This is a genomic window from Stenotrophomonas sp. TWI819 (genome assembly GCF_039673075.1).
GTDB lineage: Bacteria > Pseudomonadota > Gammaproteobacteria > Xanthomonadales > Xanthomonadaceae > Stenotrophomonas > Stenotrophomonas rhizophila_B.
In genome coordinates this window covers 23,706-48,774 of the sequence record NZ_JBDJKY010000012.1, presented here as the reverse complement: position 1 = coordinate 48,774, position 25,069 = coordinate 23,706, and the positions used below count along the sequence as shown (strand labels likewise).

At 68.0% G+C, this 25,069-nt stretch carries 17 protein-coding genes; 8 read left to right on the top strand and 9 right to left on the bottom strand.

Features of this window, described 5'->3' with window-relative positions; genetic code table 11:
• Window positions 1–2 precede the first annotated feature (2 nt).
• Window positions 3–767, bottom strand: a complete 765-nt coding sequence (locus ABE463_RS15315; protein ID WP_346468741.1) for a CPBP family glutamic-type intramembrane protease — start codon at window positions 765–767, stop codon at window positions 3–5.
• A gap of 153 nt (window positions 768–920) precedes the next feature.
• Here ABE463_RS15315 and ABE463_RS15310 point away from each other — a divergent pair, with 153 nt between their 5' ends.
• The gene (locus tag ABE463_RS15310; protein ID WP_259259419.1) at window positions 921–1,223 is read left to right on the top strand and encodes a zf-TFIIB domain-containing protein; all 303 of its coding nucleotides are present in this window, start codon (window positions 921–923) and stop codon (window positions 1,221–1,223) included.
• A gap of 18 nt (window positions 1,224–1,241) precedes the next feature.
• Here ABE463_RS15310 and ABE463_RS15305 read toward each other — a convergent pair whose 3' ends face one another.
• From ABE463_RS15305 to ABE463_RS15280, 6 genes are all read right to left on the bottom strand, one after another.
• Window positions 1,242–1,754 carry a GNAT family N-acetyltransferase gene (locus tag ABE463_RS15305; RefSeq protein ID WP_346468740.1) on the bottom strand — a complete coding sequence of 171 codons (513 nt, stop codon included), beginning with the start codon at window positions 1,752–1,754 and terminating at the stop codon, window positions 1,242–1,244.
• A gap of 100 nt (window positions 1,755–1,854) precedes the next feature.
• A complete protein-coding gene (locus tag ABE463_RS15300; RefSeq protein WP_346468739.1) occupies window positions 1,855–2,904 on the bottom strand; it encodes a copper resistance protein B in 1,050 nt (349 codons plus the stop codon).
• On the bottom strand, window positions 2,901–4,694 hold the full coding sequence (locus ABE463_RS15295) for a copper resistance system multicopper oxidase (RefSeq protein ID WP_346468738.1): 1,794 nt from the start codon (window positions 4,692–4,694) through the stop codon (window positions 2,901–2,903). The genes ABE463_RS15300 and ABE463_RS15295 overlap by 4 nt, the downstream gene beginning before the upstream one ends.
• Before the next feature lie 104 nt (window positions 4,695–4,798).
• Entirely contained in the window at window positions 4,799–5,200 is a 402-nt protein-coding gene (locus ABE463_RS15290) for a CopL family metal-binding regulatory protein (RefSeq protein ID WP_346468737.1), read from the bottom strand.
• Between the two features lie 94 nt (window positions 5,201–5,294).
• A complete protein-coding gene (gene recQ, locus ABE463_RS15285) occupies window positions 5,295–7,100 on the bottom strand; it encodes a DNA helicase RecQ (RefSeq protein ID WP_346468736.1) in 1,806 nt (601 codons plus the stop codon).
• Between the two features lie 702 nt (window positions 7,101–7,802).
• Complete coding sequence (locus tag ABE463_RS15280; protein ID WP_019185151.1) at window positions 7,803–8,354, bottom strand: Dps family protein; 552 nt, start codon at window positions 8,352–8,354, stop codon at window positions 7,803–7,805.
• Window positions 8,355–8,450: 96 nt separating this feature from the next.
• Between ABE463_RS15280 and hrpA the strand changes: the two genes are divergently transcribed.
• A complete protein-coding gene (gene hrpA / locus ABE463_RS15275) occupies window positions 8,451–12,554 on the top strand; it encodes an ATP-dependent RNA helicase HrpA (protein ID WP_346468735.1) in 4,104 nt (1,367 codons plus the stop codon).
• A 42-nt stretch (window positions 12,555–12,596) separates the two neighbouring features.
• On the opposite strand, the gene ABE463_RS15270 is transcribed toward hrpA, so the two are convergent.
• Window positions 12,597–13,109: a hypothetical protein gene (locus tag ABE463_RS15270; protein WP_346468734.1), complete on the bottom strand. Its 513-nt coding sequence runs from the start codon at window positions 13,107–13,109 to the stop codon at window positions 12,597–12,599.
• 132 nt (window positions 13,110–13,241) lie between these two features.
• On the opposite strand from ABE463_RS15270, the gene ABE463_RS15265 reads away from it, so the two are divergent.
• Together ABE463_RS15265 and ABE463_RS15260 are read left to right on the top strand one after the other, a co-directional pair.
• On the top strand, window positions 13,242–15,395 hold the full coding sequence (locus tag ABE463_RS15265; protein WP_346468733.1) for a bifunctional (p)ppGpp synthetase/guanosine-3',5'-bis(diphosphate) 3'-pyrophosphohydrolase: 2,154 nt from the start codon (window positions 13,242–13,244) through the stop codon (window positions 15,393–15,395).
• 29 nt (window positions 15,396–15,424) lie between these two features.
• Entirely contained in the window at window positions 15,425–16,987 is a 1,563-nt protein-coding gene (locus ABE463_RS15260) for a hypothetical protein (protein WP_346468732.1), read from the top strand.
• Here the strand turns inward: ABE463_RS15260 and ABE463_RS15255 are convergent.
• Entirely contained in the window at window positions 16,984–19,083 is a 2,100-nt protein-coding gene (locus ABE463_RS15255) for a glycosyltransferase (RefSeq protein WP_346468731.1), read from the bottom strand. The genes ABE463_RS15260 and ABE463_RS15255 overlap by 4 nt on opposite strands.
• 96 nt (window positions 19,084–19,179) lie before the next feature.
• On the opposite strand from ABE463_RS15255, the gene mrcB reads away from it, so the two are divergent.
• The 4 genes from mrcB to tsaB all read left to right on the top strand — a co-directional run bounded on the left by mrcB (window position 19,180) and on the right by tsaB (window position 25,008).
• On the top strand, window positions 19,180–21,621 hold the full coding sequence (gene mrcB, locus ABE463_RS15250; protein ID WP_346468730.1) for a penicillin-binding protein 1B: 2,442 nt from the start codon (window positions 19,180–19,182) through the stop codon (window positions 21,619–21,621).
• Between the two features lie 15 nt (window positions 21,622–21,636).
• The gene (locus ABE463_RS15245; RefSeq protein ID WP_346468729.1) at window positions 21,637–22,164 is read left to right on the top strand and encodes a hypothetical protein; all 528 of its coding nucleotides are present in this window, start codon (window positions 21,637–21,639) and stop codon (window positions 22,162–22,164) included.
• A gap of 70 nt (window positions 22,165–22,234) precedes the next feature.
• Entirely contained in the window at window positions 22,235–24,292 is a 2,058-nt protein-coding gene (locus ABE463_RS15240; protein ID WP_346468728.1) for an ATP-dependent DNA helicase, read from the top strand.
• A 5-nt stretch (window positions 24,293–24,297) separates the two neighbouring features.
• Window positions 24,298–25,008 (top strand): tRNA (adenosine(37)-N6)-threonylcarbamoyltransferase complex dimerization subunit type 1 TsaB, encoded by a 711-nt coding sequence (gene tsaB, locus ABE463_RS15235; protein ID WP_346468727.1) that lies wholly within the window; start codon window positions 24,298–24,300, stop codon window positions 25,006–25,008.
• Window positions 25,009–25,069 lie beyond the last annotated feature (61 nt).

The window sequence follows — 25,069 nt, the reverse complement described above, 5'->3', positions numbered from 1 at the left end:
GGTCAGGCGAGGGCGAGTGAACGTTTTCGACGGCGCTGCCAGGCCCACACCAGCCCGACCGCCAGGCCCGCCGCCGACAGGCGCAGCACCGTCGCCGGCCAGCCGACGGCGGTCGCCTCGGTGATCACGAACACGTTCCACGCCAGATTGAGCGACACGTGCAGGGCCAGTCCGCTCCACAGGGTGTAATCGTCCAGCGTATTGAGCCAGGCGAACACCAGCCCGCCGATGCCGGTGATGGCGAACACCTGCAGCGCCATGCCCCCACCGCCGCCGAACGACCACCAGTGGATCGCACCGAATACCATCGCCTGCATGAGCGCAGCGGCCAGCCACGGCCAGCGCTGCTGGCGGTGGGCGAAGATGAAACCGAAACCGCGGAAGATGATTTCCTCGGCCAACGGAAACAGTACGCCGAGCATCAGCAGGGCCAGCAGGTCCTGGGTGGGATTCACCCCGCCCAGCCACCACAGGCCGAGCCAGCAGGGCACGGTCGCCAGCAGGGCCAGCGCCGGGCCCTGCCAGCCATTCCAGCGCAACCCGAGCAGCGCGGGCAGGCGCTGCCCGGGGCGCAGCAGCAGTGCGGCCACAGCAATCACCAGCAGCACGCCCAGGCCGTTATCGAGGATGGCGCCGCCATAGGGGATCGGCAGCTTCGGAATCGGGCTGCCCAGCCACGCGGCGAGGTCGCGCAGATTGATCGACACGGCCAGGGTCAGCACCACCACACAGGCGGCCAGCCACGCAGGCAGGCGAAGGGGCAGCATCGAACGCTCCCTATTCAAGGACTGGGTGGATTGTTGGGCACGGCCGCCGCGGCAGCATGGGGCATTGGTCGGGGGGCCATCGGTCATGGCCGCGTTGCACCACGGTCAGCTATGACCGGCTAGAGTGCGGCTTTGCCCCTTGGATTACCGCCCATGCAATGCCCCGTATGCAAAACCCAAGCGCTGCAGATGTCCGAGCGTCAGGGCATCGAGATCGACTACTGCCCGCAGTGCCGTGGCGTGTGGCTGGACCGTGGTGAACTGGACAAGATCATCGAGCGCTCGGCCGGTGCCGCAGCGCCTGCGCCCGCCCCGGCACGCGCCGCCGCTCCGCCGCCGCCGGCCGCCGTGCAGCACAGGGATACCCGCCATCTGGGCCAGCAGCAGTACAGTGATCAGCACGGCTATCGCAAGAAGAAGAAAGAGAGCTTCCTGTCGGACCTGTTCGACTTCTGATGCAGGCCTGCGCTGCGCTCAGGCGCGGCGCAGGATGAATTCCCGGTCGACGCTGTCGCCGACCGGGAAATCGTATTCGCCCACCTTGCTGCAGCCATAGCGCGCGTAGAAGCGTTGCGCACCCAGATTCTCGCACCACACGCCGACCCACAGCGTGCGCCGCTGCGGTTGATCGAGCCATGCCAGGAACGCGTCCATCAGGTGCGCACCGTGACCACCGCCCTGGTGGCTGGCGAGCACGTACAGCCGCTTGAGTTCGATATCGCCTTCGGCAGCGTCCGCATGCGGCAGGCTGTTCGGGCCTGCGGCGAGATAGCCCACCACACGGTCGCCGTCGTCCAGCAACCAGGCCGCGTTGCGTGGATCGGCGAGCTCGCGGCGTTGTGGTTCGACCGCGTAATGGTTGTCCAGAAAATCGCGCAGGTCCTGCGGCGGGTAAGAGTCGCCGAAGGTCTCGGTGTAGGTGGCGATGGCGATCGCCGAGAGGGCGTCGGCATCGGCAACGTTGGCACGGCGGAGGATCAACGTCATGGCGCAAGGCAGGCAGGTGGGGCCGGCAGCTTACGCCATCGCCTGGGATCGGCCGTGGTTCCGGGTACGTTGGTACCCGGAACCTGTCATGGCTGCTGGATCAGAACCAGACCCGTACACCCGCCACCCAGCGGGTATCGCGTGCGTGTTCGGCGGCCGCTTCGTGGTAATCGGCGGTAGCGCCGAACAACCGCTCGTGGCTGATGCCGATGTACGGTGCGAAGCGGCGGCTGAATTCATAGCGCAGGCGCAGCCCGGCTTCGACCTTGTTGAGGCCCGCGCCGTTGCGATACGCGGGCTCGTCCTTGGCCGAGAAGGTGGCTTCCAGCAGCGGTTGCAGGATCAACCGGTTGGTCAGCAGCAGCTCGTATTCCACCTCGACCGTGGCCGCCAACTGACCGCCTTCGCCGACGTAGGCGGTGGCCGAGGTCTCGAACTTGTACGGCGCCAGGCCTTGGATGCCGACGGCCGCCCAGGTGCGCGAATCGGCCGGCCGGAAATCCTGCTTCACGCCGACCAGTACATCCCACCACGGCGACACGCTGCGGCCGTACATCACTTCCAGATCGGCCGAGCCGGTGCGGCCGCCACTGCGCTCGCCTTCGCTGCGCAGCCACAGCCTGTTGATGTTGCCACCCACCCAGCCGCTGGCCTCCCAGGCCTGGCCGCTGCCGTGCTGGCCATCCCAGTATTCGAGGCGGTTGACCAGCAACAGGCTGTGAATCTCCGGCGCATGCTCCATCGCGCCGTGGTCGATCGGCGGAAACGCGGCGAGACGGTCGGCGGCGGTCACGGCAGGAATCGGTTCGCGCGCTTCGGTGGGCGCAGGCGGTTTCGGTGGGGCATGGCCCATCGCGGCGTGATCCATCGTTGAATGGTCCATCGTCGAGTGGTCCATCTGGCTGTGATCGGTGCTGCCATGGTCCATCGTCGAATGGTCCATCTGGCTGTGATCAGCGCTGCCGTGGTCCATCGTTGAATGGTCCATCTTGGTGTGATCCATGCTGCCATGATCCATCGGGCGGTCATCCGCCGGTGATGCATCGGTCGTGACATGGCCGGCATGCGACTGTGCCCAGGCCGGTGCGGCCAACGCCAGCAGCAGGGCGGCGCTCAGTGCGGACAGCGCGGTGAGAGGTGAGCGGCTCATTCTTCGATCCTCACTTCGCGCATCATGCCTGCTTCCATGTGGTACAGCAGGTGGCAGTGGTACGCCCAGCGGCCGAGCGCGTCGGCACGGACGCGGTAGGTGCGGCGGGTGCCGGGTGGCATGTCGATGGTGTGCTTGCGCAGGTGGAACTCGCCGTCGGCATTTTCCAAGTCGCTCCACACGCCATGCAGATGGATCGGGTGCTGCATCATCGTGTCGTTGACCAGCACGATGCGCATGCGCTCGCCGTAGGTCAGGCGCAGCGGTTCGGCGCTGGCGAACGGGATGCCGTCGAAGGACCAGCTGAATTTCTCCATGTGGCCGGTCAGGTGCAGCTCGACCTCGCGGCCGGGATCGCGCCCATCGGGATCGTCGAACAGGCTGCGCATCGCGCCGTAGGTGAGTACGTTGCGGCCGTTGTCGCGCAGGCCGATACCGGGATCATCCAGCTTGGGCTCGGTGGCCATGCTTTGCATGTCCACCAGCGGGTTGCCTTGCTCGCTGGCCGGGTGACGCGGCGCTTTGGGATCGGCACCGTGCGCACCGTGGCCCATGCTGGCACCGCAGCCGCCTTCCATGCCCTTCATGTCGTGGCCTGCCATCCCGTTCGAGGCATGGCCCATGTCGTGGCCCATGTCACTCATGGTCAACAGCGGGCGAGGGTCGCGCGCGGGGATCGGCGCCTGCAGGCCGTGGCGCACCGCCAGCGTGCCGGCGGCATAGCCGGTGCGGCCCATGTCCTGGCAGAAGATCGTGTACGCGTCCTGGCCGCTGGGGTCGACGATTACGTCAAAGGTCTCGGCTGGGGCGATGCGGAATTCATCGATGCTGACCGGGTGGATGTACTGGCCATCGGCGGCGACCACGGTCATCTTCAGGCCGGGGATGCGCACGTCGAAATAGGTCATCGAGCCGCCGTTGATGAAGCGCAGCAGCACCTTCTCGCCGCTGCGGAACAGCCCGGTCCAGTTGCCGGCCGGGGCGGTGCCGTTGAGCAGGTAGGTATAGGTGTGGGCGTTGATGTCGGAGATGTCGGTTGGCGTCATCCGCATCCGGCCCCACATGCCGCGGTCGGCGGTGGCCGCGGCCCAGCCTTCTTTGCGCACATCGCGCAGGAAGTCGGGCAGGGTGCGCTTGTAGTAGTTGTCGTGCTCGGCGAGCTTCTTCATGCGCCGGAACAGCGCGCCGGGGTCCAGGTCGGTCCAGTCCGAGAGCAGGATCACGTGTTCGCGGTCGACGTGATACGGCGCCGGTTCCAGCGGGTCGATGATCAGCGCGCCGTACAGACCGGCCTGTTCCTGGAACATCGAATGGCTGTGGTACCAGTATGTTCCCGACTGTTTGAGGGTGAAGCGGTACTGGTAGGCCTCGCCGGGTGCGATGCCATTGAAGCTCAGGCCGGGCACGCCGTCCATGTTGGCCGGCAGCAGCAGGCCGTGCCAGTGGATGGAGGTGGGGTGGGCCTGCAGCGTATTGGCCACGCGGATGTTGACCGTCTGGCCTTCGCGCCAGCGCAGGATCGGCGCCGGAAGGCTCCCATTGACGGTGATGGCCGGGCGGGTGCGGCCGGTGAAATTGGCCAGCGATTCGCCGATGCTCAGCTGCACGTCATGGCTGCTCAGGACCTGCGGGGCACCGGCAAGACCGGGGCCGGCGGCGGCGAACGCACGCGGGCTCAGGCCGGTGGCGGTCAGGCTGGCGACCACGCCGCCGGCAGCCACGCCCTGCACGAACAGGCGGCGTGACGGCATGGGCGGGGTGCCCGTGCCGGGTATTCTGGGGAAAGACATTGCAACTCCGAATCCGATTCGAATGGCACACGGGGTGCCGTCATCGCACACCCGCCGGGGCGCATGTGCAGAGCCTCAGGCCGGCGCTCGCAGCGCGCGGCGGATCAGGCGATCGGAGGGCGGGTGATGCGGTCCAGCGGGGGCATCGGCCGCGACGGATGCGCGGTCAGGATCGGCGCCAGCGACAACGGTGGCGGCGTGGCGATCCACGCGATCTGGACGGTCAGGCTGGGCTGCTGGGCACAGCTGCGCAGGCAGTCCTTGATCTTGCAATGGTCGCCATCGTGCGGGGCCTGGACGCCGGTGTCGGTGTCGGCGGCGGCCATGGCATGGTGGCCGTGTGCGGCGGGCATCGGCGCATCGCCATGGCAGGGCGGAGCCGGGGTGCTGGTGCGGCTCGCCTCGGCCATGGCCAACGTCATCGGACCGGCCATGGCGACATTCAGCCCGTTGAGCAACAGGCTGAGCATCAATACCACTCGCAGGAGCAGGCCACTGGCGGACATGGGCCTCACCTTACTGCCAAATCCGGGCGGTCGCACCTGCGGCTGAACACGTGGTTCAACTCTGGAGGCCGGTCCGTGCGGGCTTGGCCGGGCATCAGCCTTCCTCGCGCACGATCTCGACCAGCCGGTCGCCATAGCGGGCCAGCTTGGTGCCGCCGATGCCGCCGACCCGGCCGAGCGCATCGACGCTGGTGGGGCGCTGTTCGGCGATGTTGCGCAGCGTGCTGTCGTGGAAGATCACGAAGGCCGGCACGTTCTGCTCGCGCGCGAGCTCGGCCCGCAGGCCGCGCAGCGCATTGAAAAGCGCCAGGTCCTGCGGCAGCACCGACAGGCCGGTGCGCTGGCCGCTGCGGTCGCGCTCGCGGGCGGCCTTGGGGGTCTCGCGGCGCATCATGACCTTGCGCTGGCCTTTGAGGACGTCACGGCTTCCATCGGTCAGGCGCAGGCCGCCGTAGGCACTGCTGTCCACCTCGAGCAGGCTGGAGGCGACCAGCTGGCGGAACACACTGCGCCAGGTGCGGGCGTCGAGATCCTTGCCGATGCCGTAGGTGCTCAATTCGGTGTGCCCGAACTGGCGGACCTTTTCGTTGTCGCCACCGCGCAGGATGTCGATCAGATGGCCCACGCCGAAGCGCTGGCCGCTGCGGTAGACACAGCTCAGCGCCTTCTGGGCGGCGACGCTGGCATCCCAGGCATCCGGTGGCAGCAGGCAGTTGTCGCAGTTGCCGCAGGGCTGGGGGTAGGTTTCCCCGAACCCGGCCAGCAGGACCTGACGGCGGCACTGCATGGATTCGCAGTAGCCGAGCAGGTGATCGAGTTTGGACCGTTCGAGCGTTTTGCGGTCTTCGCCGGCTTCGGATTGTTCGATCATCTGCTTGAGCAGCACGACATCGCCCAGGCCGTAGCAGAGCCAGGCTTCGGCAGGCTCGCCATCGCGCCCTGCACGGCCGGTTTCCTGGTAATACCCTTCCATCGATTTGGGCAGATCGGTATGCGCTACGAAGCGCACGTCCGGTTTATCGATGCCCATGCCGAAGGCGATGGTGGCGCACATCACGATGCCGTCCTCGCGCAGGAAGCGGCGCTGGTTGGCGGCGCGCACCTCGGCGGGCAGGCCAGCGTGGTAGGGCAGGGCGTTCATCCCTTCCTTGCACAGGAACTCGGCGGTTTCCTCGACCTTGCGCCGCGACATGCAGTACACGATGCCGGCTTCCTGACGGTGGACCTTCAGGAAGTCCAGCAGCTGGCGCTTGGCGTTGTCTTTCTGGACGACGGTGTAGCGGATGTTGGGCCGGTCGAAGGAGCTGACGAAGTGCTGGGCGTTGGTCAGGTCCAGGCGTTCGGCGATTTCGCGCTGGGTCGGCGGATCGGCGGTAGCGGTCAGCGCGATGCGCGGGACGTCGGGCCAGCGCTCGTGCAGGACGGTGAGCTGGCGGTATTCGGGGCGGAAGTCGTGGCCCCACTGCGAGACGCAGTGGGCTTCGTCGATGGCGAACAGGGCAATCCGGCTGCGCGAGAGCAGCGAGAGGAAGCGGCCGGTCAGCAGTCGCTCTGGGGCGACGTAGAGCATGTCCAGTTCGCCGGCGAGCAGTTCGCGCTCGACGCGGGCGGCGGTTTCGCCATCAAGGGTGGAGTTGAGGTATTCGGCGCGGACGCCAAGCTGGCGCAGGGCTTCGACCTGGTCCTGCATCAAGGCGATCAGCGGCGAGATGACGATGCCGGTGCCGTCGCGGAGCAGGGAGGGGACCTGGTAGCAGAGCGATTTGCCGCCGCCGGTGGGCATGAGGACGAGCGCGTCATTGCCGGCGGCGACATGCTCGACGATCGCCTGCTGCGGACCGCGGAATTCGTCGTAACCAAAGATGCGGCTGAGCAGGTCGTGCGCGGGGCGGGAAGACATCACGCTAGTTTACCTTGCCCAGGCTACGGGCCGTGTCCTCTGATGCCGGATCGGTCTGTAGGAAAGCCGAGGCCGGAGCCGGAACCAGAGCCAGAGCCAGAGCCAGAGCCAGAGCCAGAGGCAGAGGCGCAAAGCGAAGGGCGTGGCCTCCTGCGGGGTTGGCGCGGTGTGGGTGGGTCTGCTGGACCCGCCGTGAACCCGTCCTTGGGGGCTCGATGTGCGCCATCCATGGCGCACAACGGTCCTGCAGACCCACCCACACCGCGCCGTCGACACTTGGTTGGTCTTCAAAGGAGAGCCAGTCCAGAGCCAGTCCAGAGCCAGTCACGCGCCAGTCAAACGCAGACAGGCGCCAATCGGCGCCTGTCTGCTGTTGCTTGCCTTTGACCTTTGACCTTTGACCTTTGACCTTTGACTTGTGGCTCGAGGCCCGAGGCCCGAGGCCTGAGGTCTGAGGCCTGTTACCGCTTGCCGAAGAGGCCGCTCTGGCTTGCCCAACCGTCCATCCAGATCTGTCTGGCGGAGTGGGGGCCAGGCCCTGACGGGACCGTCGTGCGCCATGGATGGCGCACGTCGAGCCCCCAAGGATGGGTTTACGGCGCGTCCCGGCGGGGTCTGGCCTCCGCTCGCCAACACGGAGACCCCGTCAGCCAAAGCCTTTGCCGTTGCCGTCAGTCAACCAAGCCCGCCAAAAACACATTCTTACTGCAGCAGCGAACGCAGCATCCAGGCGTACTTTTCGTGGGTCTGCAGACGCTGGGTCATCAGATCCTCCGTCGGTGCGTCGTCCGCATCGTCGGCCACGTCCAGCACTTTGCGCGCCGTACGGCACACCGCCTCGTTGGCGGTGACCAACTGGCGTACCATTTCACGCCAGTCCGCGCTGTCCGTCAGGCCCGGCTCCTCGGCGATCGAGGTCAGGGCCGCGAACTCGCGGTACGAGCCCGGGGCATTGAAACCCAGTGCACGGATGCGTTCGGCCACGTCATCCAGGGCCGCCCACTGTTCGGTGTACTGGGTCTCGAACATGGTGTGCAGCGAGTTGAACATCGACCCGGTCACGTTCCAATGGAAGTTGTGGGTCTTCAGGTAGAGCGTGAACGCATCGGCCTGGAAGGCCGACAGCCCATCGGCGATCTTCTTGCGATCGCCCTCCTTGATCCCGATATCGATGTTCGGGGCCGACGGGGCCGCCGCGCCGAGCTTCTGCTTGGCAGTCTTGGGCTTTGCCGGGGTCTTGGTCGTCTTCGCCATGGGAGAACTCCTTATGGATGGGATGAATCGGATGGCCTTCACAATAGATCAGACTACCCTTTCAGTAGTAAACAAAAGTTCTAAACGAATCGATTGATGAGCGCTATCGAAAAACTACATGCAGCACGCCTGGCCCAGCAGCAGGCCGCCATCAACGGGGCCATGAGCCGCGACCGCGGTCGTTTGCTGGGGATGCTCTCGCGTTGGCGGGCCAAACCGGCGGATACGGGGCTGGCGGCGGCGTTCGAGCAGGCCTTGCGGGCCTCCGTGCAGCGCCGTGAAGCGCGTGCGCTGAATCAGCCGGCCATCACTCTGGACGAGCAACTGCCGATTGCGCGTGAAGCCGAGGCCATCACCGCGCTGATCCGCGACCACCAGGTCGTGGTGATCGCCGGTGAAACCGGCTCGGGCAAGACCACCCAGCTGCCCAAGCTGTGCCTGGCCGCCGGCCGTGGCACCGCCGGCATGATCGGCTGCACCCAGCCGCGACGGATCGCCGCACGTGCGGTGGCGACCCGCGTCGCGCAGGAACTGCAGTCCGAGTTGGGCACCACCGTCGGCTACCAGGTGCGCTTCACCGATCGCGTTGGTGACGATACCCGCATCAAGTTCATGACCGACGGCATCCTGCTGGCCGAGATCAGCAGCGACCGCTGGCTGTCCAGCTACGACACGATCATCGTCGACGAGGCGCACGAACGCAGCCTCAACATCGATTTCCTGCTGGGCTATCTGAAGCAGCTGCTGAAGAAACGGCCGGACCTCAAGTTGATCGTCACCTCGGCCACCATCGATACCTCGCGCTTCGCCCAGCATTTCGACGATGCGCCGGTGATCAGCGTGGAAGGCCGTACCTTCCCGGTGGAGGTGCGTTACCGGCCGCTGGAAGGTGAGGGCGGTGGCGAAGCCGACGGTGGGCGCGATGGCGAGCGCACCGTCAATGATGCGGTGGTCGCGGCGGTGGATGAAATCACCCGGATCGACCCGCGTGGCGACATCCTGCTGTTCTTCCCGGGCGAGCGCGAAATCCGCGATGCGCACCAGTCGCTGGAACGACGCAAATACCGTGGCACCGACGTGCTGCCGTTGTATGCGCGGCTGTCGGTCAAGGACCAGGACCTGGTGTTCAACCCGGGCGCCAACCGGCGCATCGTGCTGGCCACCAACGTCGCTGAGACGTCGCTGACGGTGCCGCGCATCCGCTATGTGATCGACCCGGGTTTGGCCCGCATCAAACGCTACAGCCCGCGCCAGAAGCTGGACCGGTTGCACATCGAAGCGGTCTCGCAGGCCAGCGCCAACCAGCGCAAGGGCCGTTGTGGCCGCGTGTCCGAAGGCATCTGCTACCGGCTGTATTCCGAAGCGGACTTTCTGTCGCGCCCCGAGTTCACCGATCCGGAGATCCGCCGTTCCACCCTGTCCGGGGTGATCCTGCGGATGCTGCAGCTGGGCCTGGGCCGGATCGAAGATTTTCCGTTCCTGGAGGCCCCGGACGAGCGTGCCGTCGCGGATGGCTGGCAGCAGCTGGGGGAACTGGGTGCGGTCGATGCCGAGCGTCGCCTGACCCCGATCGGGCGCCAGATGGCGCGCCTGCCGGTGGATGTGAAACTGGCCCGCATGCTGGTCGCCGCGCAGGCGCAGGGCTGCCTGCGCCCGATGCTGGTGATCGCCTCCTTCCTGGGCATCCAGGACCCGCGCGAGCGCCCGCCGGAAGCGCGCGCCGCGGCCGACAACGCACACGCGCTGTTCGCCGATGGGCGTTCGGAATTCGTCGGTGTGCTGCGGCTGTGGGACGGCTACCGCCAGGCCCACGAAGACCTGACCCAGTCCAAGCTGCGCGACTGGTGCGGGCGGCATTTCCTCGGCTTCCTGCGCATGCGCGAGTGGCGGGAGCTGCACCGTCAGCTGCGGGTGCTGTGCGAGGAGCTGGGCTGGAGTGAGGAGCCCGCGGAAACGTCATTGGCGCCTTTGCTTGCCGGATCCTCCGCGCCTGCACCGGCGCGCGATGACGAGGCCAAGATCAAGGCGACGCGTGGCCAGCAGCACCGTGCCGCACGCCTGGCCCGTGAAGGAAAATCCGAGCCGACCCCTGTCCAGAACACGCCGGCGCCGGTCAAGGGGGCCGATTCCGAGGCGCGCAACGCCTTCAGCGACAAAGTACGCGCGGCGGCCTACCAGACCCTGCACCGTGCCTTGATCGCCGGCCTGCCCACGCAGATCGGCCACCGCAGCGACAAGGGCGACTTCCTGGCACCGCGCCAGCGCCGCTTCCTGCCGTTCCCGGGTTCGACCCTGGCCAAGCGGCCGCCGCCGTGGCTGCTGACCGCCACCCTGCTGGATACCCAGAAAATCTGGGGCCTGACCAACGCGGCGATCGAGCCGGACTGGGTCATCAACGAGCTGCCCCACCTGCTGCTGCGCAAGCACTTCGACCCGCACTGGTCGCGCGCGCAGGGCCAGGTGCTGGCCTCCGAGCAGATCAGTCTGTTCGGGCTGGTACTGGCCCCGAAGAAGCCGGTGCACTACGGCCGCATCGCACCGGGCGAAGCGCACGACATCTTCGTGCGGCAGGGCCTGGTGACCGGCGAAATCAACACCCGTGCCGGCTTCGTCGCCGACAACCTCAAGGTGCTGGAGCAGGCGCGCGAAGAAGAGGCCAAGCTGCGCCGTGCCGGCATCGTCGCCGACGAAGGCTGGCAGGCGCGCTGGTACCTGGATCGGATTCCGGCCGAGATCCATTCGGCGATGGGTCTGGATACCTGGTGGAAGGCGCTGGCACCGGAGAAACGCCGCGCGCTGTCGTGGACACTGGCCGATCTGCTGCCGGGTGAGGGCAGCGATGCCGAGCGGTATCCCGCGTATCTGCCGCTGGGTGATGCACGGCTGCCGCTGCATTACACCTTCGAACCAGGTGCCGACGAAGATGGCGTCACGTTGGAGGTACCGCTGCACCTGCTCAACGCACTCGATCCAGCGCGGCTGTCATGGCTGGCGCCTGGCTTCGTGGCGGACAAGGCCGCGGCCCTGATCCGCAGCCTGCCCAAGGCGATGCGCCGCAACTATGTGCCGGCACCGGACTTCGGTCGCGCGTTCGCCGAAGCGTTTGCCGAGCCGACCGCCGATGACATCCGTGGCGAGCTGGCACGGTTCCTGTCGCGTGCGACCGGTGCCAAGGTGGCCGCGACCGATTTCGATGACGCCGCGCTGGACGCGCATCTGCGCATGAACCTGCGGCTGCGCGATGCCGATGGCAAGGTGCTGGCGACCTCGCGCGATCTGGATGCACTGCGCGCCCGCTTCGGTGACAAGGCCGGTGATGCCTTTGCCGCACGCGCCGGCCGTGCGCTGGCGGCCGATGGGCTGCGTGATTTCCCGGCCAGCCCGATCCCGTTGCAGGTGCCCGGCGAAGCGGGCGTGCCGGCCTACCCGGCCCTGGTCGACCAGGGCGAGACCGCCGCGTTGAAGATCTTTGCCGATCGCAATGAGGCGCTGGAGCAGCATCCGCTCGGTGTGCGTCGATTGCTGGAGATCGCGCTGGCCGACAAAGCCAAGCAGGCGCGCAAGCAGCTGCCGGTGCCGCCCAAGACCGGGCTGTTGTATGCCGCGATCGAATCGCAGGAGCGCCTGCGTGGCGACCTGGTCGATGCCGCGATGAATGCCGTGCTTGCCGATGGTCTGGGCGATATCCGCGACCCGGCCGCGTTCGCCAAGCGCAGCGCGGAGGCGGGCAAGGCGCTGTTCGGCGAGGCGATGGCCCGCTTGAAGCTGGCCGAGAACATCCTGGCCCATGTGGCCGAACTCAAGCCGCAGCTGGAGGCGCCGCTGATGGGCTGGGCACGCGGCAATCTCGATGACATGGAGCAGCAGCTGGCGGCACTGGTCCATCCCGGCTTCCTGCGCGAGACCCCGGCCGATGCCCTCGCGCAGTTGCCGCGTTACCTGCGCGCCATGATCCTGCGCACCGAACGTGCCAAGCGCGATCCACCGCGCGACCAGGCACGGATGCTGGAATTGCGGCCGTTCGTGGACGCATTGGCCCAGGCCGAGGCGCGTGGTCTGCGGCAGCGGCCGCAATGGCAGGACCTGCGCTGGGATCTGGAGGAGCTGCGGGTGTCGCTGTTCGCCCAGGAGCTGGGGGCCAGGACCGGCATTTCGGCCAAGAAGCTGGCCCAGCGCGTGGCGGCGCTGCAGAAGGCCTGATCCGGCTGGCGCCCCGTGCCGTTGCGGCACGGGGCGTTACGGTTATTTGACGCGGCGCACTTTGGCGCGGGTGTTGTAGCCGTCCACCTTCATGTACCAGACCCCGACCAGGCCGGGATTGATCGTGACCTTGGGGGCGTTTTTGCGCACGCCGCTCAACGTCGCCTCATCGGTCTGCTCCCATTCCTGCTTGTTGGCCAGCACATACCGGCGGCCCTTGGCAAAGCCGCGGAACTCATCGGTGATGTTGGTTTCGATCGGATCGTTGCTGCCGAAATCGTGGAAGCCGCGGTTCTTGACGATGACTTCCTGGCGGCCTTCTTCACGCGCTTCTTCGCGCGCATTCGCGGCCAGCGCAGCGACCTTGCCCTGCAGCCAGTTGTTGAGCTGGGACAGTTCCTGCGGTGAGAGTTTCTCCAGCCCGGCTGCTTTAAACTCGGCCGGCGACATCTGTTGCTGGAGATCGCCGTCGACCACACGCTGGGCCAGGGCCGGCAGCGACAGACTCATCAGAACGGCCGCGCAGGCCAACAACCGCAGACGGGAATAGCGCATGGCAGGGTCTCTCCTAGGGATGGCCGCAGTGTAGTGCCAGCGCCCCGGCATGTGCACATGCAGGCGACGGCGATTGTAGGGGGGGCGCTGCGGCGCTAGTGTAGGTGGCCTCTATCTTGTCTGTACGATGCTGTGAACCGCGCTTCTGCCCCCGGCCTGGATGCCTTGTTGAACCGTCCCTCGGTGGCCTCGCTGCCGCCTGAACTGCGTGAGGCGTTGCTGCAGCGCTGGCAGTTGCCCGAGGCCGATCCGGACATGCGCGTGGGTTGGCCGGTGCTGGCCGACACCCTCGATGCACTCTCGCTGCTCTCTGCCGACGAGTCGGCGCTGCTGGCCACGCTGTTGTTCGACTTGCCGTGGCTGCGTGCGGGGATGGATGCGCTGCCGCTGGGTGCGCTCAAGCCGGTGATCGTCGGCCTGCTCGATGGGCAGGATGCGGCCGACCAGGTCTGGGCGCTGCACGCCGGGCGCGAGGCCGGGCGCAACAGCGAAGGCCTGCGACGCCTGCTGCTGTCGATCATCCGCGACCTGCGCGTCGTGCCGATCCTGCTCGCCCGCCAGCTGGCCCGCATGCGCGGTGCCGATCGGCTGCCCGAAGAAGAGCGCCGCGCGCTGGCCCAGCTCACCCGCGACATCCACGCGCCGCTGGCCAACCGGCTCGGCATCTGGCAATTGAAGTGGGAGCTGGAAGATCTGGCGTTCCGTCACCTGGAGCCGGAAACCTACCGTCGCATCGCGCGTGAGGTCGATGAAACCCGTCTGGCCCGCGAGCGCTATGTCGAGGGCGTCAAGAAGGCGCTCTCGCGTGAGTTGTTGGCGCAGGGCATCCGCGCCGAGGTCAGCGGTCGCCCGAAGCACATCTACAGCATCTGGCGGAAGATGCAGAAGAAGCGTCTGGCCTTCGAGCAGCTGTATGACATCCGGGCGGTACGCGTGATGGTCGACGACGTGGCCGCCTGCTACGCCGCGTTGGGCGTGGTGCATGCGCTGTGGGCGCCGGTGCCGAGCGAATTCGATGATTACATCGCGCGGCCCAAGGCCAACGACTACCGCTCGCTGCATACCGCCGTGGTCGGTCCGGAAGGGCGCACCATCGAAGTGCAGATCCGTACCCATGACATGCACGCCCAGGCCGAGCTGGGTGTCGCCGCGCATTGGCGCTACAAGGAAGGCAGCAAGGGTGCGGAGAAGGCGTTTGATCGAAAGATCACCTGGATGCGTCAGCTGCTGGAGCAATCCCAGGAGGGCCATGCCGGCGAACTGGCCGGCGCGCTGGATGCCGAGCTGACCGAAGACCGGGTCTACGCGCTCAGCCCCAAGGACGAGGTGATGGACCTGCCGCAGGGCGCCACGCCGCTGGATTTTGCCTACCATGTGCATACGATGGTCGGGCATCGCTGCCGCGGGGCGAAGGTCAATGGCCGCATCGTGCCGCTGACCTACCGCCTGCGCAGCGGCGACCGCGTCGAGATCCTGACCGGCAAAGAGGCCGACCCGCGCCGCGACTGGCTGCTCGCCTCCGGCGGTTTCCTGGCCAGCAACCGCTCGCGTGACAAGGTGCGCGGCTGGTTCCACAAGCTGGACCGGGCGCGTAACGTGCAGGCCGGTCGCGAACTGCTCGAACGGGAGCTCAAGCGCCTCGGCCTGCAGCACGCCGATCTGACCATCGCCGTGAAGAAGTTCCACGCCGACAGCGTCGATGATCTCTACATCCAGGTGGCCTTGGGCGACACCGGGCCGAACCAGGTCAGCCGCACGCTGCTGGAAGCCGAGCGTGCCGCCAGCCAGCCGGCGGTGCCCGCCCTGCCGCGCCCGACGGCGCGGCGCGACAGCGTGCGCAGCGCCAACTTCACCGTCCAGGGCGTGGGCAATCTGCTGGTGCAGCTCGCCCGGTGCTGCCAGCCCGTGGCTGGTGAGCCGATCGTGGGCTACCTGACCCGCGCCCGTGGCGTCACCGTGCATCGCACCGATTGCGCCGCGCTGGCGCGGCTGGCGGCGGCCAGTCCGCAGCGCATCCTGCCAGTGGAGTGGGGCCAGGCCGGCGGCGGCTACGAAGTGGACGTCGTGGTCGATGCGGTCGACCGGCGCTGGCTGCTGAAGGACATCACCAACCTGATCGCGCAGGAGGATGCCTACGTGCTGGACATCCACAGCGACAACGTCCGCAACAGTGGCCGGGCACATCTGCGCCTGCGCCTGAAGGTCAGCGATTACGGGCAGCTCTCCACCCTGCTGGGCAAGCTGGACGCGCTGCCCGGCGTCAGCGAAGCCCGGCGTCTAGGCTGACCTCACGTGCCCCACGCTAGGCTCGCGGCATGAGCCGGGACGATGACAGGCATGACGCCGCGCACGAGGCGCTGCGGCGGGTACGCCGCGAGGGCCGCTGGTGGTGGCTGCAGGCGCGCCACGCCCGCCGCATCTGGCGCTGGGCGGCGCTGGTGGCGGTGCTGCTGTTCGTCAGCCTGGCGTTGCTGCGGCGGCCCTTGGCCAACTGGTTCTGGAACGAGCCGCAGATCGAGCAGCTGCTCGATCAGGGCGATCGTGCGTTGGCCGCGGGAAAACTGACGCTCCCGGACGGTAGTGGTGCGCGCGAGTCGTACCAGGCGGCGTTGGCGCTGGACAATGATCGGCTGCAGGCGCGTGCCGGACTCGCACGGACCGGCCAGGCGGCGTTGCAACAGGCGCACGATGCGCTGAACCACGGCGATCATGCCGCAGCGAGCGCCGCCCTGGCGCTGGCCCGCGACCTGCAGGTGCCGCAACGCGATGCCGATGCGCTGGCCCAGCAGCTTCGCGAGCGTGATCAGGCACGCGCCGGGATCGGCGCGTTGCTCGGCCGTGCCGAAGCCGCGCTTCAGGCACAACGACTCGATGGCAGCCCGGACAGCGCGTTGCCGCTGTTCCAGCAGGTGCTGGCGCTGATGCCCAACCAACTGCGCGCGCTGGAAGGGCGTGAGGATGCGCTGTCCGATCTCCTGCAGCAGGCACGCACTGCAGCGGAGGGTGGCGATGTTGCACGCGCGGCGGCGCTGGTGCGCAGCGCCCGTGGTTTCGATGCAGGGCATGTCGACCTGCCGGCGACCCAGGAGGCCGTGAACAATGCGCTGGAACGCCGCCAGCGCGACGGCGAGACCGCACTGCGTCGGCAGAAGCTGGAGGCGGCGGCAGCGGCCTTCGCTGCGGTGCTCTCGGCAGTGCCCGATGATCCTGCCGCGCACCGTGGGCAGCTGCAGGTCGCCGACGCCCAGCTGATGCGTGCGACCCGCCAGGCCGGCAATTTCCGTTTCGACGAAGCCGGCCAGTCGCTGCAGGCAGCCGAAGCGCTGGGGGCGTCCACGCGTGCGCTCGAGACGGTGCAACATACGATCGACCAGGCCCGCCGTTCCCAGGCGGCGTTGACGACCCCGGCGGTGCCGCGGGCCCAGCGCGAACGCACCCTTCAGCGCCTGCTCGCGCGTCTGGACGAAGCGGAAGGCGCCGGACAGTTCCTGGATCCCCCCGGTCGCAGTGCGTACGATGCCCTGCGTGAAGCGCAAGGGGTCGCCCCACAGGATCCGCGCGTGCGGGCGGCCGCACAGCGCCTGCTGCCGGCCAGCCGGCAGTGTTTCGAAGATCGGCTGCGTGAGAATCGTGTGCTGGCGGCGGGCGCCTGTCTGGATGCTTGGCAGACCTTGTCGAGCAACGATGCCGGCCAGGCCGCCGCGCGTCGTCGGCTGGCGCAGCGCTGGCTGGCCATCGGCAGCGAGCGCCTGGGATCAGGCGACATCGCCTTCGCGCAGCAGGCATTGATGCAGGCGCGCCGCTGGCAACCGGACCTGCCCGAGTTGCCGGCATTCGCCGAGCGCCTGCGCAGCGCCGGCGGCGGGGCGGCGAGCTAGGCCAGGAACACCCGCTGCACCGTGGTGCGCGCGGCATCGAGTGAGAAGTGGTCCACGATGTTCTGCAGCCCGGCGCTGGAGAGCCTGCGCCACAAGGCCTCGTCCCGGTACAGCCGGACCACCGCCTGCGCGAACGCCTCGGCATCATCGGCGACCAGCACATCCTCACCATCGCGCAGGTGCATGCCTTCGACACCACAGGTCGTGGCGACCACCGGCTGGCCATGCGCCATGCTCAGATTGACCTTGCCCTTGACCCCGGCCCCAAAGCGCAGCGGCGCGACGGCAATGCGTACGCCATCCATGTAGGGCACCACGTCCGGCACGAAACCGTGTATCTCCACGCCCGGCTGGGTGGCGGCCAGCTCGCGCAGGGCATCGGGCACTGCTGCACCGATGCAGTGGAAACGGATGTCGGGCAGCTGCGCGCGGATCCGCGCGAACACCTCGCCGATGAACCACTGCATCGCATCCAGGTTCGGCGGATGGCGGAAGCCGCCGACGAAGACCAGGTCGCGACGCTCGGCCCAGTCCGGTCCGGCACCGGCCACTTCATGCAGATTGGAGATCAGTTCCACCGTCGCGCCCGGGGCATCCACACGAAGCTGTTCACGCTCGGCTGCGCTGACCAGCACGGTCACATCCACCTGCGACATCACCGCCAGTTCGCGCGCGCGGGTGCGCTCGGCATTGCGCAGCAGCCCGGCGTCCCCCGCGATCTCCGCGCCGCGCCGCTCGCGCAGGTAATGCAGATCGACGGTGTCGAACACGGTGCGCGCCTGCGGCGCGAAGCTGCGCAGCAGCGGCAGGCATTCGTGGGCGACGTGGTAGCGCACCATCATCACCACATCGAAGCGGGCGCCGTTGGCGCGCAGCCACGGCGCCACACCGTCCAGGTAGGGTGCGTACCAGACCTCCACACCCAGCGCCTGCAGCGCCTCGGTGGCGGCGCCGCCGTGCTCGCGCCGGGTCGGCACGAACACCACGTGGACCCCCGCTTCGAGCAGCATGCGGATCAGGTTGTACTGGCGCAGCGAGGCCGAGTCGCGGTCCGGCTGCGGCACCTCTTCATCCAGGATCAGGACCTGACGCTGGTCGCTGTGCAGCAGGGTCGGGGCGGGCACGCTGCCGACCGCCGGCTGCGCCTTCAGTGCATCGGCCCACTTGGCGGCGAACACGCTGCGGTTGCGGACCTGGTAGGCCTTGATCCCGCTGCCGGTATCGGTGCCGTTGCTGGTGCCCTCGTCATGCACCACGCGGCTGGCCGGTTGCACCAGCACGCGGTGGCCGCTGGCGCGTACCGCGAACGCCAGATCGGTATCTTCGTAATACGCCGGCTTGTAGCGCAGATCGAAACCGCCAAGCGCATCCCACAGGGCGCGGGGGATCATCACCGCCGCACCGGAGCAGTAGTCGGCATCGCGCAGGGCGCTGTAGCGGGGATCCTCGGGCGACTCGAAGCGGCCATAGCTCCAGCCGCTGCCGTCCTGGAAGATCACGCCGCCCGATTCCTGCAGGCGACCGTCGGGATAGAGCAGCTGTGAACCGACCAGGCCCGCGCGCGGCACCCGCGCGAAGGTCGCGAGCAGGGCATCCAGCCAGCCCAGCTGCGGCACGGTGTCGTTGTTGAGCAGCACGATGTACTGGCCACGCGAACGCGCCACGCCATCATTGCAGGTCTCGATGAAGCCGCCGTTGCTTGCCCGCACTTCATAGCGCAGGCCGTTGATCTGCGGCATCCAGGCCGTCGTTTCATCGCTGCTGCCGTCGTCCACCACCACGATCTCGCACGCGACCTGCGGCGGATGCGCGGCCAGCGCCCGCAGGCATGCCAGCGTGTGCGCAGCGTGGTTGTAGACCGGAATGATGATGCTGACCACCGGGTGGTCGCTGGCCGGCAGCGCGAACGGCGAGAAGGGCACGGCATCGGGCAGGTACAACGGCGCGCCACGCGGGGTCGGCACGGCCTGGGTATGCACCCGGATGCGCTGCAGGGTCGCGCGCCAGCCCCGGGTGCGCAGACTGGCCAGACTGCGACGGAACAGGCCAAGCATGCGGTTCAGGAAATAGCGAGCATCGGCCAAGGACATCGACATCCCGTTGCAACTCCAGCTTAAGCGGGGGAACCCGGGAGAACGCGCCGCTCGCAGTGGCTGCGTTAGACTCGCCGGAATCCATATTCTCGCATCCCCGTGCCCCGACGCTACGATTCCGACGACATCGACGAGTTCGAAGACGACACCGAAAGCCGCGGCCCGCTGTGGCGGCGCCGGTTGATCACCTGGAGCATGGCGGCTGTCGCGCTGGGGCTGGGCTTCCTGATCCCCTATACGGTGTACCTGAACCAACAGGTCACCCAGCGCTTCGGCGAGCTGCGCTGGCAGATTCCCACGCGTGTCTATGCGCGCCCGCTGCCGCTGGCGCCCGGCGTGGCGATGGATGCGGCCACGCTCAAGACCGAGCTGGCGGCCTCGGCCTACCGTGATGACGGGATCGGGAAATCACCGGCCACGTACACGCAGGAGGGGGGGCGTTTCGTCATCTCCAGCCGTGGCTACAACGACGTTGACGGCCGGGTCGCCCCGCGCCGCGTCGAGCTGAGCCTGTCCGGCGGGTCGATCGCTTCGCTGCGTGACCCCGACACCCGCAAGGCGCTGAAGGCCGCGCGCCTGGATCCGGCCCGTATCGCCACGCTGTACGGCCAGAAGCAGGAAGAGCGCCGGCTGGTGCGGATCGAAGAGACCCCCGAGCTGCTGGTCACCGGCCTGCAGGCGGTGGAGGACAAGGACTTCAACCGGCACCACGGCATTGATCTGAGCGGCATCGCCCGCGCGATCTGGGTGACGGTTCGCTCCGGTGGCCAGAGCCGCCAGGGCGCCTCGACCCTGACCCAGCAGCTGGCCCGCAGCGGCCTGCTCGGGATCGGCAAAGAGCAGACCGTCACCCGCAAGTTCAATGAGGTGCTGTACGCGCTGATCATGGAAGCGCGCTACGACAAGCGCACCATCCTGGAGGCCTACCTCAACCAGGTCTACCTGGGCCAGCGTGGCAGCCAGGCCATCCACGGCATGTCCTCGGGCGCGGAGTTCTGGTTCGGGCGTGATCTGGCCTCGCTCAACACCGAGCACGTCGCGCTGCTGATCGGCCTGGTCAAGGGCCCGTCGTATTACGATCCACGCCGCAATCCCGAGCGCGCGCTGGACCGCCGCAACTTCGTGCTGGGCAAGCTGCGCGAAGCCAACCTGATCGATGATGCCGAGTACAAACGTGCGGTCGATGCGCCGCTGGGCGTGCCCAAGACGCCGGGCCTGATCGCGGCCAACCGTTTCCCGGCGTATGTCGATCTGGTCCGTCGCCAGCTTGGCCACGATTACCCCGAGTCGGTGCTGCAGGGCGCCGGGCTGAGCGTGATGACCGGCATGGCGCCCTCGGCGCAGGCCTATGCCGAAGGTGCGGTCACCAAGACGATCAAATCACTGGAAAGCAAGCGCCGTCCCGCGTTGCAGGCCGGCCTGGTGCTGACCGACGTGCACAACGGTGATGTGCTGGCCGTCGTCGGCAGCCGTGACGTGTCCGAACCGGGCTTCAACCGGGCCATCGAGGCGCAGCGCCCGGTCGGCTCGCTGCTCAAGCCGTTCGTGTATCTGCTGGCGCTGGCCCAGCCGGACCGCTACTCGCTGTCCAGCTGGGTCGATGATTCGCCGGTGACGGTGCAGCTCAGCCGCGGGAAGCAGTGGTCGCCCGGCAATGCGGACAACCGCAGCCACGGTACGGTCCGCCTGATCGATGCGCTGGCCCATTCCTACAACCAGGCCACGGTCCGGGTGGGCATGCAGGTCGGACCGGAGCGGGTCACGCAGTTGATCCATGTTCTGGCCGGCATCAAGGCCGAGCCCAATCCCGCGGTGATCCTGGGCTCCACGGATCAAAGCCCGTATGCGATGGCCCAGCTGTATCAGTTCCTGGCCTCCGGGGGCGAGATCCAGCCGCTGCACGCGGTGCGTGGCGTGCTCGATCCGCAGGGCAAGTTGATGAAGCGCTACGACAAGACCCCGGCGCCGGCGCAGGAGGGTGACTCGATTGCCGCCAACCTGATCAGCATCGGTCTGCAGCAGGTCGTGGTCAGCGGTACCGCGCAGCGCCTCAACGCCGACGGCCTGGGCCGCCTGCAGCCGGCGGGCAAGACCGGCACCACCAACGACGGCCGCGACAGCTGGTACGCCGGCTACACCGGTGACCATCTGGCCGTGATCTGGATGGGCAACGACCAGAATGAACAAGCCGGGCTGTATGGCGCGACCGGGTCGATGCGGGTCTGGTCGGGCATTTTCCAGCGCCTGCCCAGTTCGCCGCTGAAGGTCAGCAACAAGGGCCTGGACTGGCAGTACGTGGAGGCCAGCGGCACGGCCACCACCGATGAAGCCTGCCCGGGCGCGCGTCGCTTCCCGTTCGTGGTCGGCTACACCCCGGCCTATGTGCCGTGCACCGCGCCGAGCGCGTTGCCGGAAGGCGAGGGCGGCGAACAGAGTGAAGGCGGTGGCTGGCGCAGCTGGTTCGGCCTTGAGAAAAAGCCGGAGCCCGCCCCCGAACCGGCGCAGAATGCACCGGCCGCCACCCCCGCGCGTCAACCCTGATCGAGGCCTGCCTGCATGACCACCCGTTTCCTGATCCGTTCCGCGTCGCTGGCCACGCTGTGTCTCGCGCTGGCGGCCTGCGTCACTCCGCCACCGGCCGTGAAGGCGCCGGTCGACACCACCACGCCGGCCCAGCGCCTGGCCGCTGTGGATGCCGCCGCGGGCAATGACGATAAAGAGCTGGCCGTGCAGCCGCTGCGCGACAGCGAGGTGGAAGACCTGCGCCAGGCCGCGCATGCCCGTCGCCAGGCCAACGATCTGACCGGCGCTGCGGCGGCACTGGATCAGGCGCTGGCGATCATGGCCTCGGATCCGTCTGTGCTGCAGGACCGGGCCGAGATCGCCCTGCTGCAGGGCGATTGGGCGGCGGCGGAAACGTTCGCCCGCAAGTCGGTCGAACTCGGTTCCAAGACCGGCCCGCTGTGCCGTCGCCATTGGGCGACGATCGAACAGTCGCGTCTGGCCCGTGGTGAGAAAGAAAACGCGGCCTCGGCGCATGCCCAGCTGGACGGCTGCACGGTGCCGGGGATCATGCGCTACTGATGTGGGCGATGCAGTCGGATGCGTGACGGCGTAGCGCCGGGCATCGGTCGGCACCCTTTATCATTGCGTCATGTCCCAACTTGCCCACGCCAGCCGCGATGCCCTCAGTGAGGGCGGTGCGCTCGCCAGCCAGCTCGATGCCTTCGTTCCGCGCCCGGCCCAGCTGCGCCTGACCGCGGCGATCGCCGAAGCGTTCGACCAGCGCGACGTGCTGCTGGCCGAGGCCGGCACCGGCACCGGCAAGACCTATGCGTACCTGGTGCCCGCGCTGCTGTCCGGGCTGAAGACCATCATCTCCACCGGTACCCGCGCGCTGCAGGATCAGCTGTATCACCGCGATCTGCCGCGCGTGCGGGCCGCGCTCGGTGTGGGCCACAGCAGTGCGCTGCTGAAGGGGCGTGCCAATTATCTGTGCCGCTATCGGCTGCAGCAGGCCCGGGGGGAACCTCGTTTCAGTTCCCCTGAGCAGGTCGCGCAGTTCCAGCGCATCCTGGCCTGGTCCGGGCGCACGAAGTACGGCGACATGGCCGAGCTGGAGGCCTTGCCGGAGGACTCGCCGCTGTACCCGATGGTGACCTCCACCGTCGATAACTGCCTGGGCACCGAATGCCCCTTCTGGGATGACTGCTTCGTCGTGCAGGCACGGCAGCGGGCGCAGGCGGCCGACGTGGTGGTGGTCAACCACCACCTGCTGCTGGCCGATCTGGCGCTCAAGCAGGAAGGCTTCGGCGAGATCCTGCCGGGCGCGCAGGCGTTCGTGATCGACGAGGCCCACCAGCTGCCCGAACTGGCGGCCAACTTTTTCGGCGAAGGCTTCGGCATGCGCCCGTGGCAGGAACTGGCGCGCGACTGCCTGGCCGAGAGCCGCAGCGTGGCCGGTGCGCAGGCCGCCCTGCAGGAGCCCGCGGCCGCATTGGAGCAGACCCTGCGCGACCTGCGCGTGGCGATGGATGGCCTGCCGCCACGCGGCACCCAGTGGCGGGCGCTGACCGTGCCGCAGGTGCGCGATGGCTTCGATGCGGCGATGAGTACGCTGGTGCAGCTGCGGGATGCGCTGGCCGGCGTGCGCGAGGCGTCACCCGGTCTGGATGCCTGCCATGCGCGCGCCATGGAAGCGGTCTCGCGGTTGTCGCGCTGGCTGGGCGACGATGCGCCGATGCTGGATTTCGACACCGATCCGGACGAAGCGCCGCCGCCAGCGGAGGTGCTCTGGTATGAACTGACACCACGCGGTTTCCGCTGCCAGCGTACGCCGATGGATGTGTCCGGTCCGCTGCGCGAGCATCGCCAGCGCTCGATGGCGGCCTGGGTATTCACCTCGGCCACGCTGACCGTGGACGGGGGGTTCGAGCATATTTCGCAACGACTGGGCCTGGATGATCCGGTCAGCCTGCTGCAGCCCAGCCCGTTCGACTGGGCCCAACAGGCGCTGTGCTATCTGCCGACCGATCTGCCCGATCCGGCCGCGCGCGGCTTTGGCACCGCGTTGATCCGCGCGCTGACGCCGGTACTGGAGGCCTCGCACGGCCGTGCGTTCCTGCTGTTCGCCTCGCACCGCGCACTGCGCGAAGCGGCCGAGGCCCTGCGCGATGCACCGTGGCCGCTGTTCGTGCAGGGCGAGGCACCGCGCGCGACCCTGCTGCAGCGCTTCCGTGAATCGGGCAACGGCGTCCTGCTGGGCTCGGCCAGTTTCCGCGAAGGCGTGGACGTGGTGGGCGATGCACTCAGCGTGGTAGTGATCGACAAGCTGCCCTTTGCCGCGCCGGACGATCCGGTGTTCGAAGCGCGGCTGGATGCAATCCGCCGCGACGGCGGCAACCCCTTCCGCGATGAGCAGTTGCCGCAGGCGGTGATCGCGCTCAAACAGGGGGTGGGCCGCCTGATCCGCAGCGAAACCGATCGCGGCGTACTGGTGCTGTGTGATCCGCGCCTGCTCAGCCGTGGCTATGGCCGGATCTTCCTGGATTCACTGCCGCCGTTCCGGCGTACCCGTTCGCTGACCGATGTGCAGGCCTTCTTTGCGCCACAATGGCCCGTCGATGGCCCTGCGTCTGTACCTGCGCCTGCATCACCACAGCCCGTAGTACGTCTGCAGCCTGCCGATGACTTTCCCACTTCCCTGTTCTGACCGCCATGAAACTGCTCGCCTTTGAAACCGCCACCGAAGCCTGTTCCGTTGCCCTGTATGTGGATGGGCAGGTCAGCGAGCGCTTCGAGATCGCCCCGCGCCGCCACGCCGAACTGAGCCTGCCCTGGGCCGAGGCGCTGCTGGCCGAGGCGGGGGTGGCCCGTTCGCAGCTGGATGCGATCGCGTTGGGGCGGGGGCCGGGCGCGTTCACCGGGGTGCGGCTGGCGATCGCCATCGCCCAGGGCATCGCCCTCGCGCTGGACCGCCCGCTGATCGCGGTCTCCACCCTGCAGGCGCTGGCGCTGCGTGCGCCGGCCGAGGCCGATCATGTACTGGCCAGCATCGACGCGCGCATGGGCGAGGTCTATGCCGCACGCCACATCCGCGTTGACGGGCAGTGGCAACTGCAGGGCGAGGAGAGCGTGTGCGCGCCGGAGCAGGTCGTGTTGCCTGAAGGCACGCGCTGGTTCGGCGTGGGGACTGGCTTCGGCGCGGCCGAGGGCGTGCTGGCAACGCGGTTGGCCGATCAACTGACCGGCGTGGACGCGCTGGCGCTGCCGCGTGCCTCGGACGTGCTGGCCTTGGCAGTGCCCGCGTTCCAGCGCGGCGAGGGCGTGGCACCGGAGCTGGTGGAGCCGGCGTATCTGCGCAACAACGTGGCACTGACCCTGGTGGAACAGCAGGCGGCGCGGGCGGCGAAGCAGGCGGCCTCGTAACGCAGGCCGCCTCGTAGCGCCCAGTTGCGCATCGCATCGTAAGCCCCAGCCACGCATGGCG

Bases quoted from the DNA above. Each gene is read 5' to 3' on its own strand.
- ABE463_RS15255 (WP_346468731.1), bottom strand. From the start codon at position 19,083: ATGTCGATGTCCTTGGCCGATGCTCGCTATTTCCTGAACCGCATGCTT.
- hrpA (WP_346468735.1), top strand. From the start codon at position 8,451: ATGAGCGCTATCGAAAAACTACATGCAGCACGCCTGGCCCAGCAGCAG.
- ABE463_RS15295 (WP_346468738.1), bottom strand. From the start codon at position 4,694: ATGTCTTTCCCCAGAATACCCGGCACGGGCACCCCGCCCATGCCGTCA.
- ABE463_RS15300 (WP_346468739.1), bottom strand. From the start codon at position 2,904: ATGAGCCGCTCACCTCTCACCGCGCTGTCCGCACTGAGCGCCGCCCTG.
- ABE463_RS15280 (WP_019185151.1), bottom strand. From the start codon at position 8,354: ATGGCGAAGACGACCAAGACCCCGGCAAAGCCCAAGACTGCCAAGCAG.
- ABE463_RS15310 (WP_259259419.1), top strand. From the start codon at position 921: ATGCAATGCCCCGTATGCAAAACCCAAGCGCTGCAGATGTCCGAGCGT.
- ABE463_RS15290 (WP_346468737.1), bottom strand. From the start codon at position 5,200: ATGTCCGCCAGTGGCCTGCTCCTGCGAGTGGTATTGATGCTCAGCCTG.
- ABE463_RS15315 (WP_346468741.1), bottom strand. From the start codon at position 767: ATGCTGCCCCTTCGCCTGCCTGCGTGGCTGGCCGCCTGTGTGGTGGTG.
- ABE463_RS15270 (WP_346468734.1), bottom strand. From the start codon at position 13,109: ATGCGCTATTCCCGTCTGCGGTTGTTGGCCTGCGCGGCCGTTCTGATG.
- tsaB (WP_346468727.1), top strand. From the start codon at position 24,298: ATGAAACTGCTCGCCTTTGAAACCGCCACCGAAGCCTGTTCCGTTGCC.
- ABE463_RS15260 (WP_346468732.1), top strand. From the start codon at position 15,425: ATGAGCCGGGACGATGACAGGCATGACGCCGCGCACGAGGCGCTGCGG.
- recQ (WP_346468736.1), bottom strand. From the start codon at position 7,100: ATGTCTTCCCGCCCCGCGCACGACCTGCTCAGCCGCATCTTTGGTTAC.
- ABE463_RS15240 (WP_346468728.1), top strand. From the start codon at position 22,235: ATGTCCCAACTTGCCCACGCCAGCCGCGATGCCCTCAGTGAGGGCGGT.
- ABE463_RS15245 (WP_346468729.1), top strand. From the start codon at position 21,637: ATGACCACCCGTTTCCTGATCCGTTCCGCGTCGCTGGCCACGCTGTGT.
- ABE463_RS15305 (WP_346468740.1), bottom strand. From the start codon at position 1,754: ATGACGTTGATCCTCCGCCGTGCCAACGTTGCCGATGCCGACGCCCTC.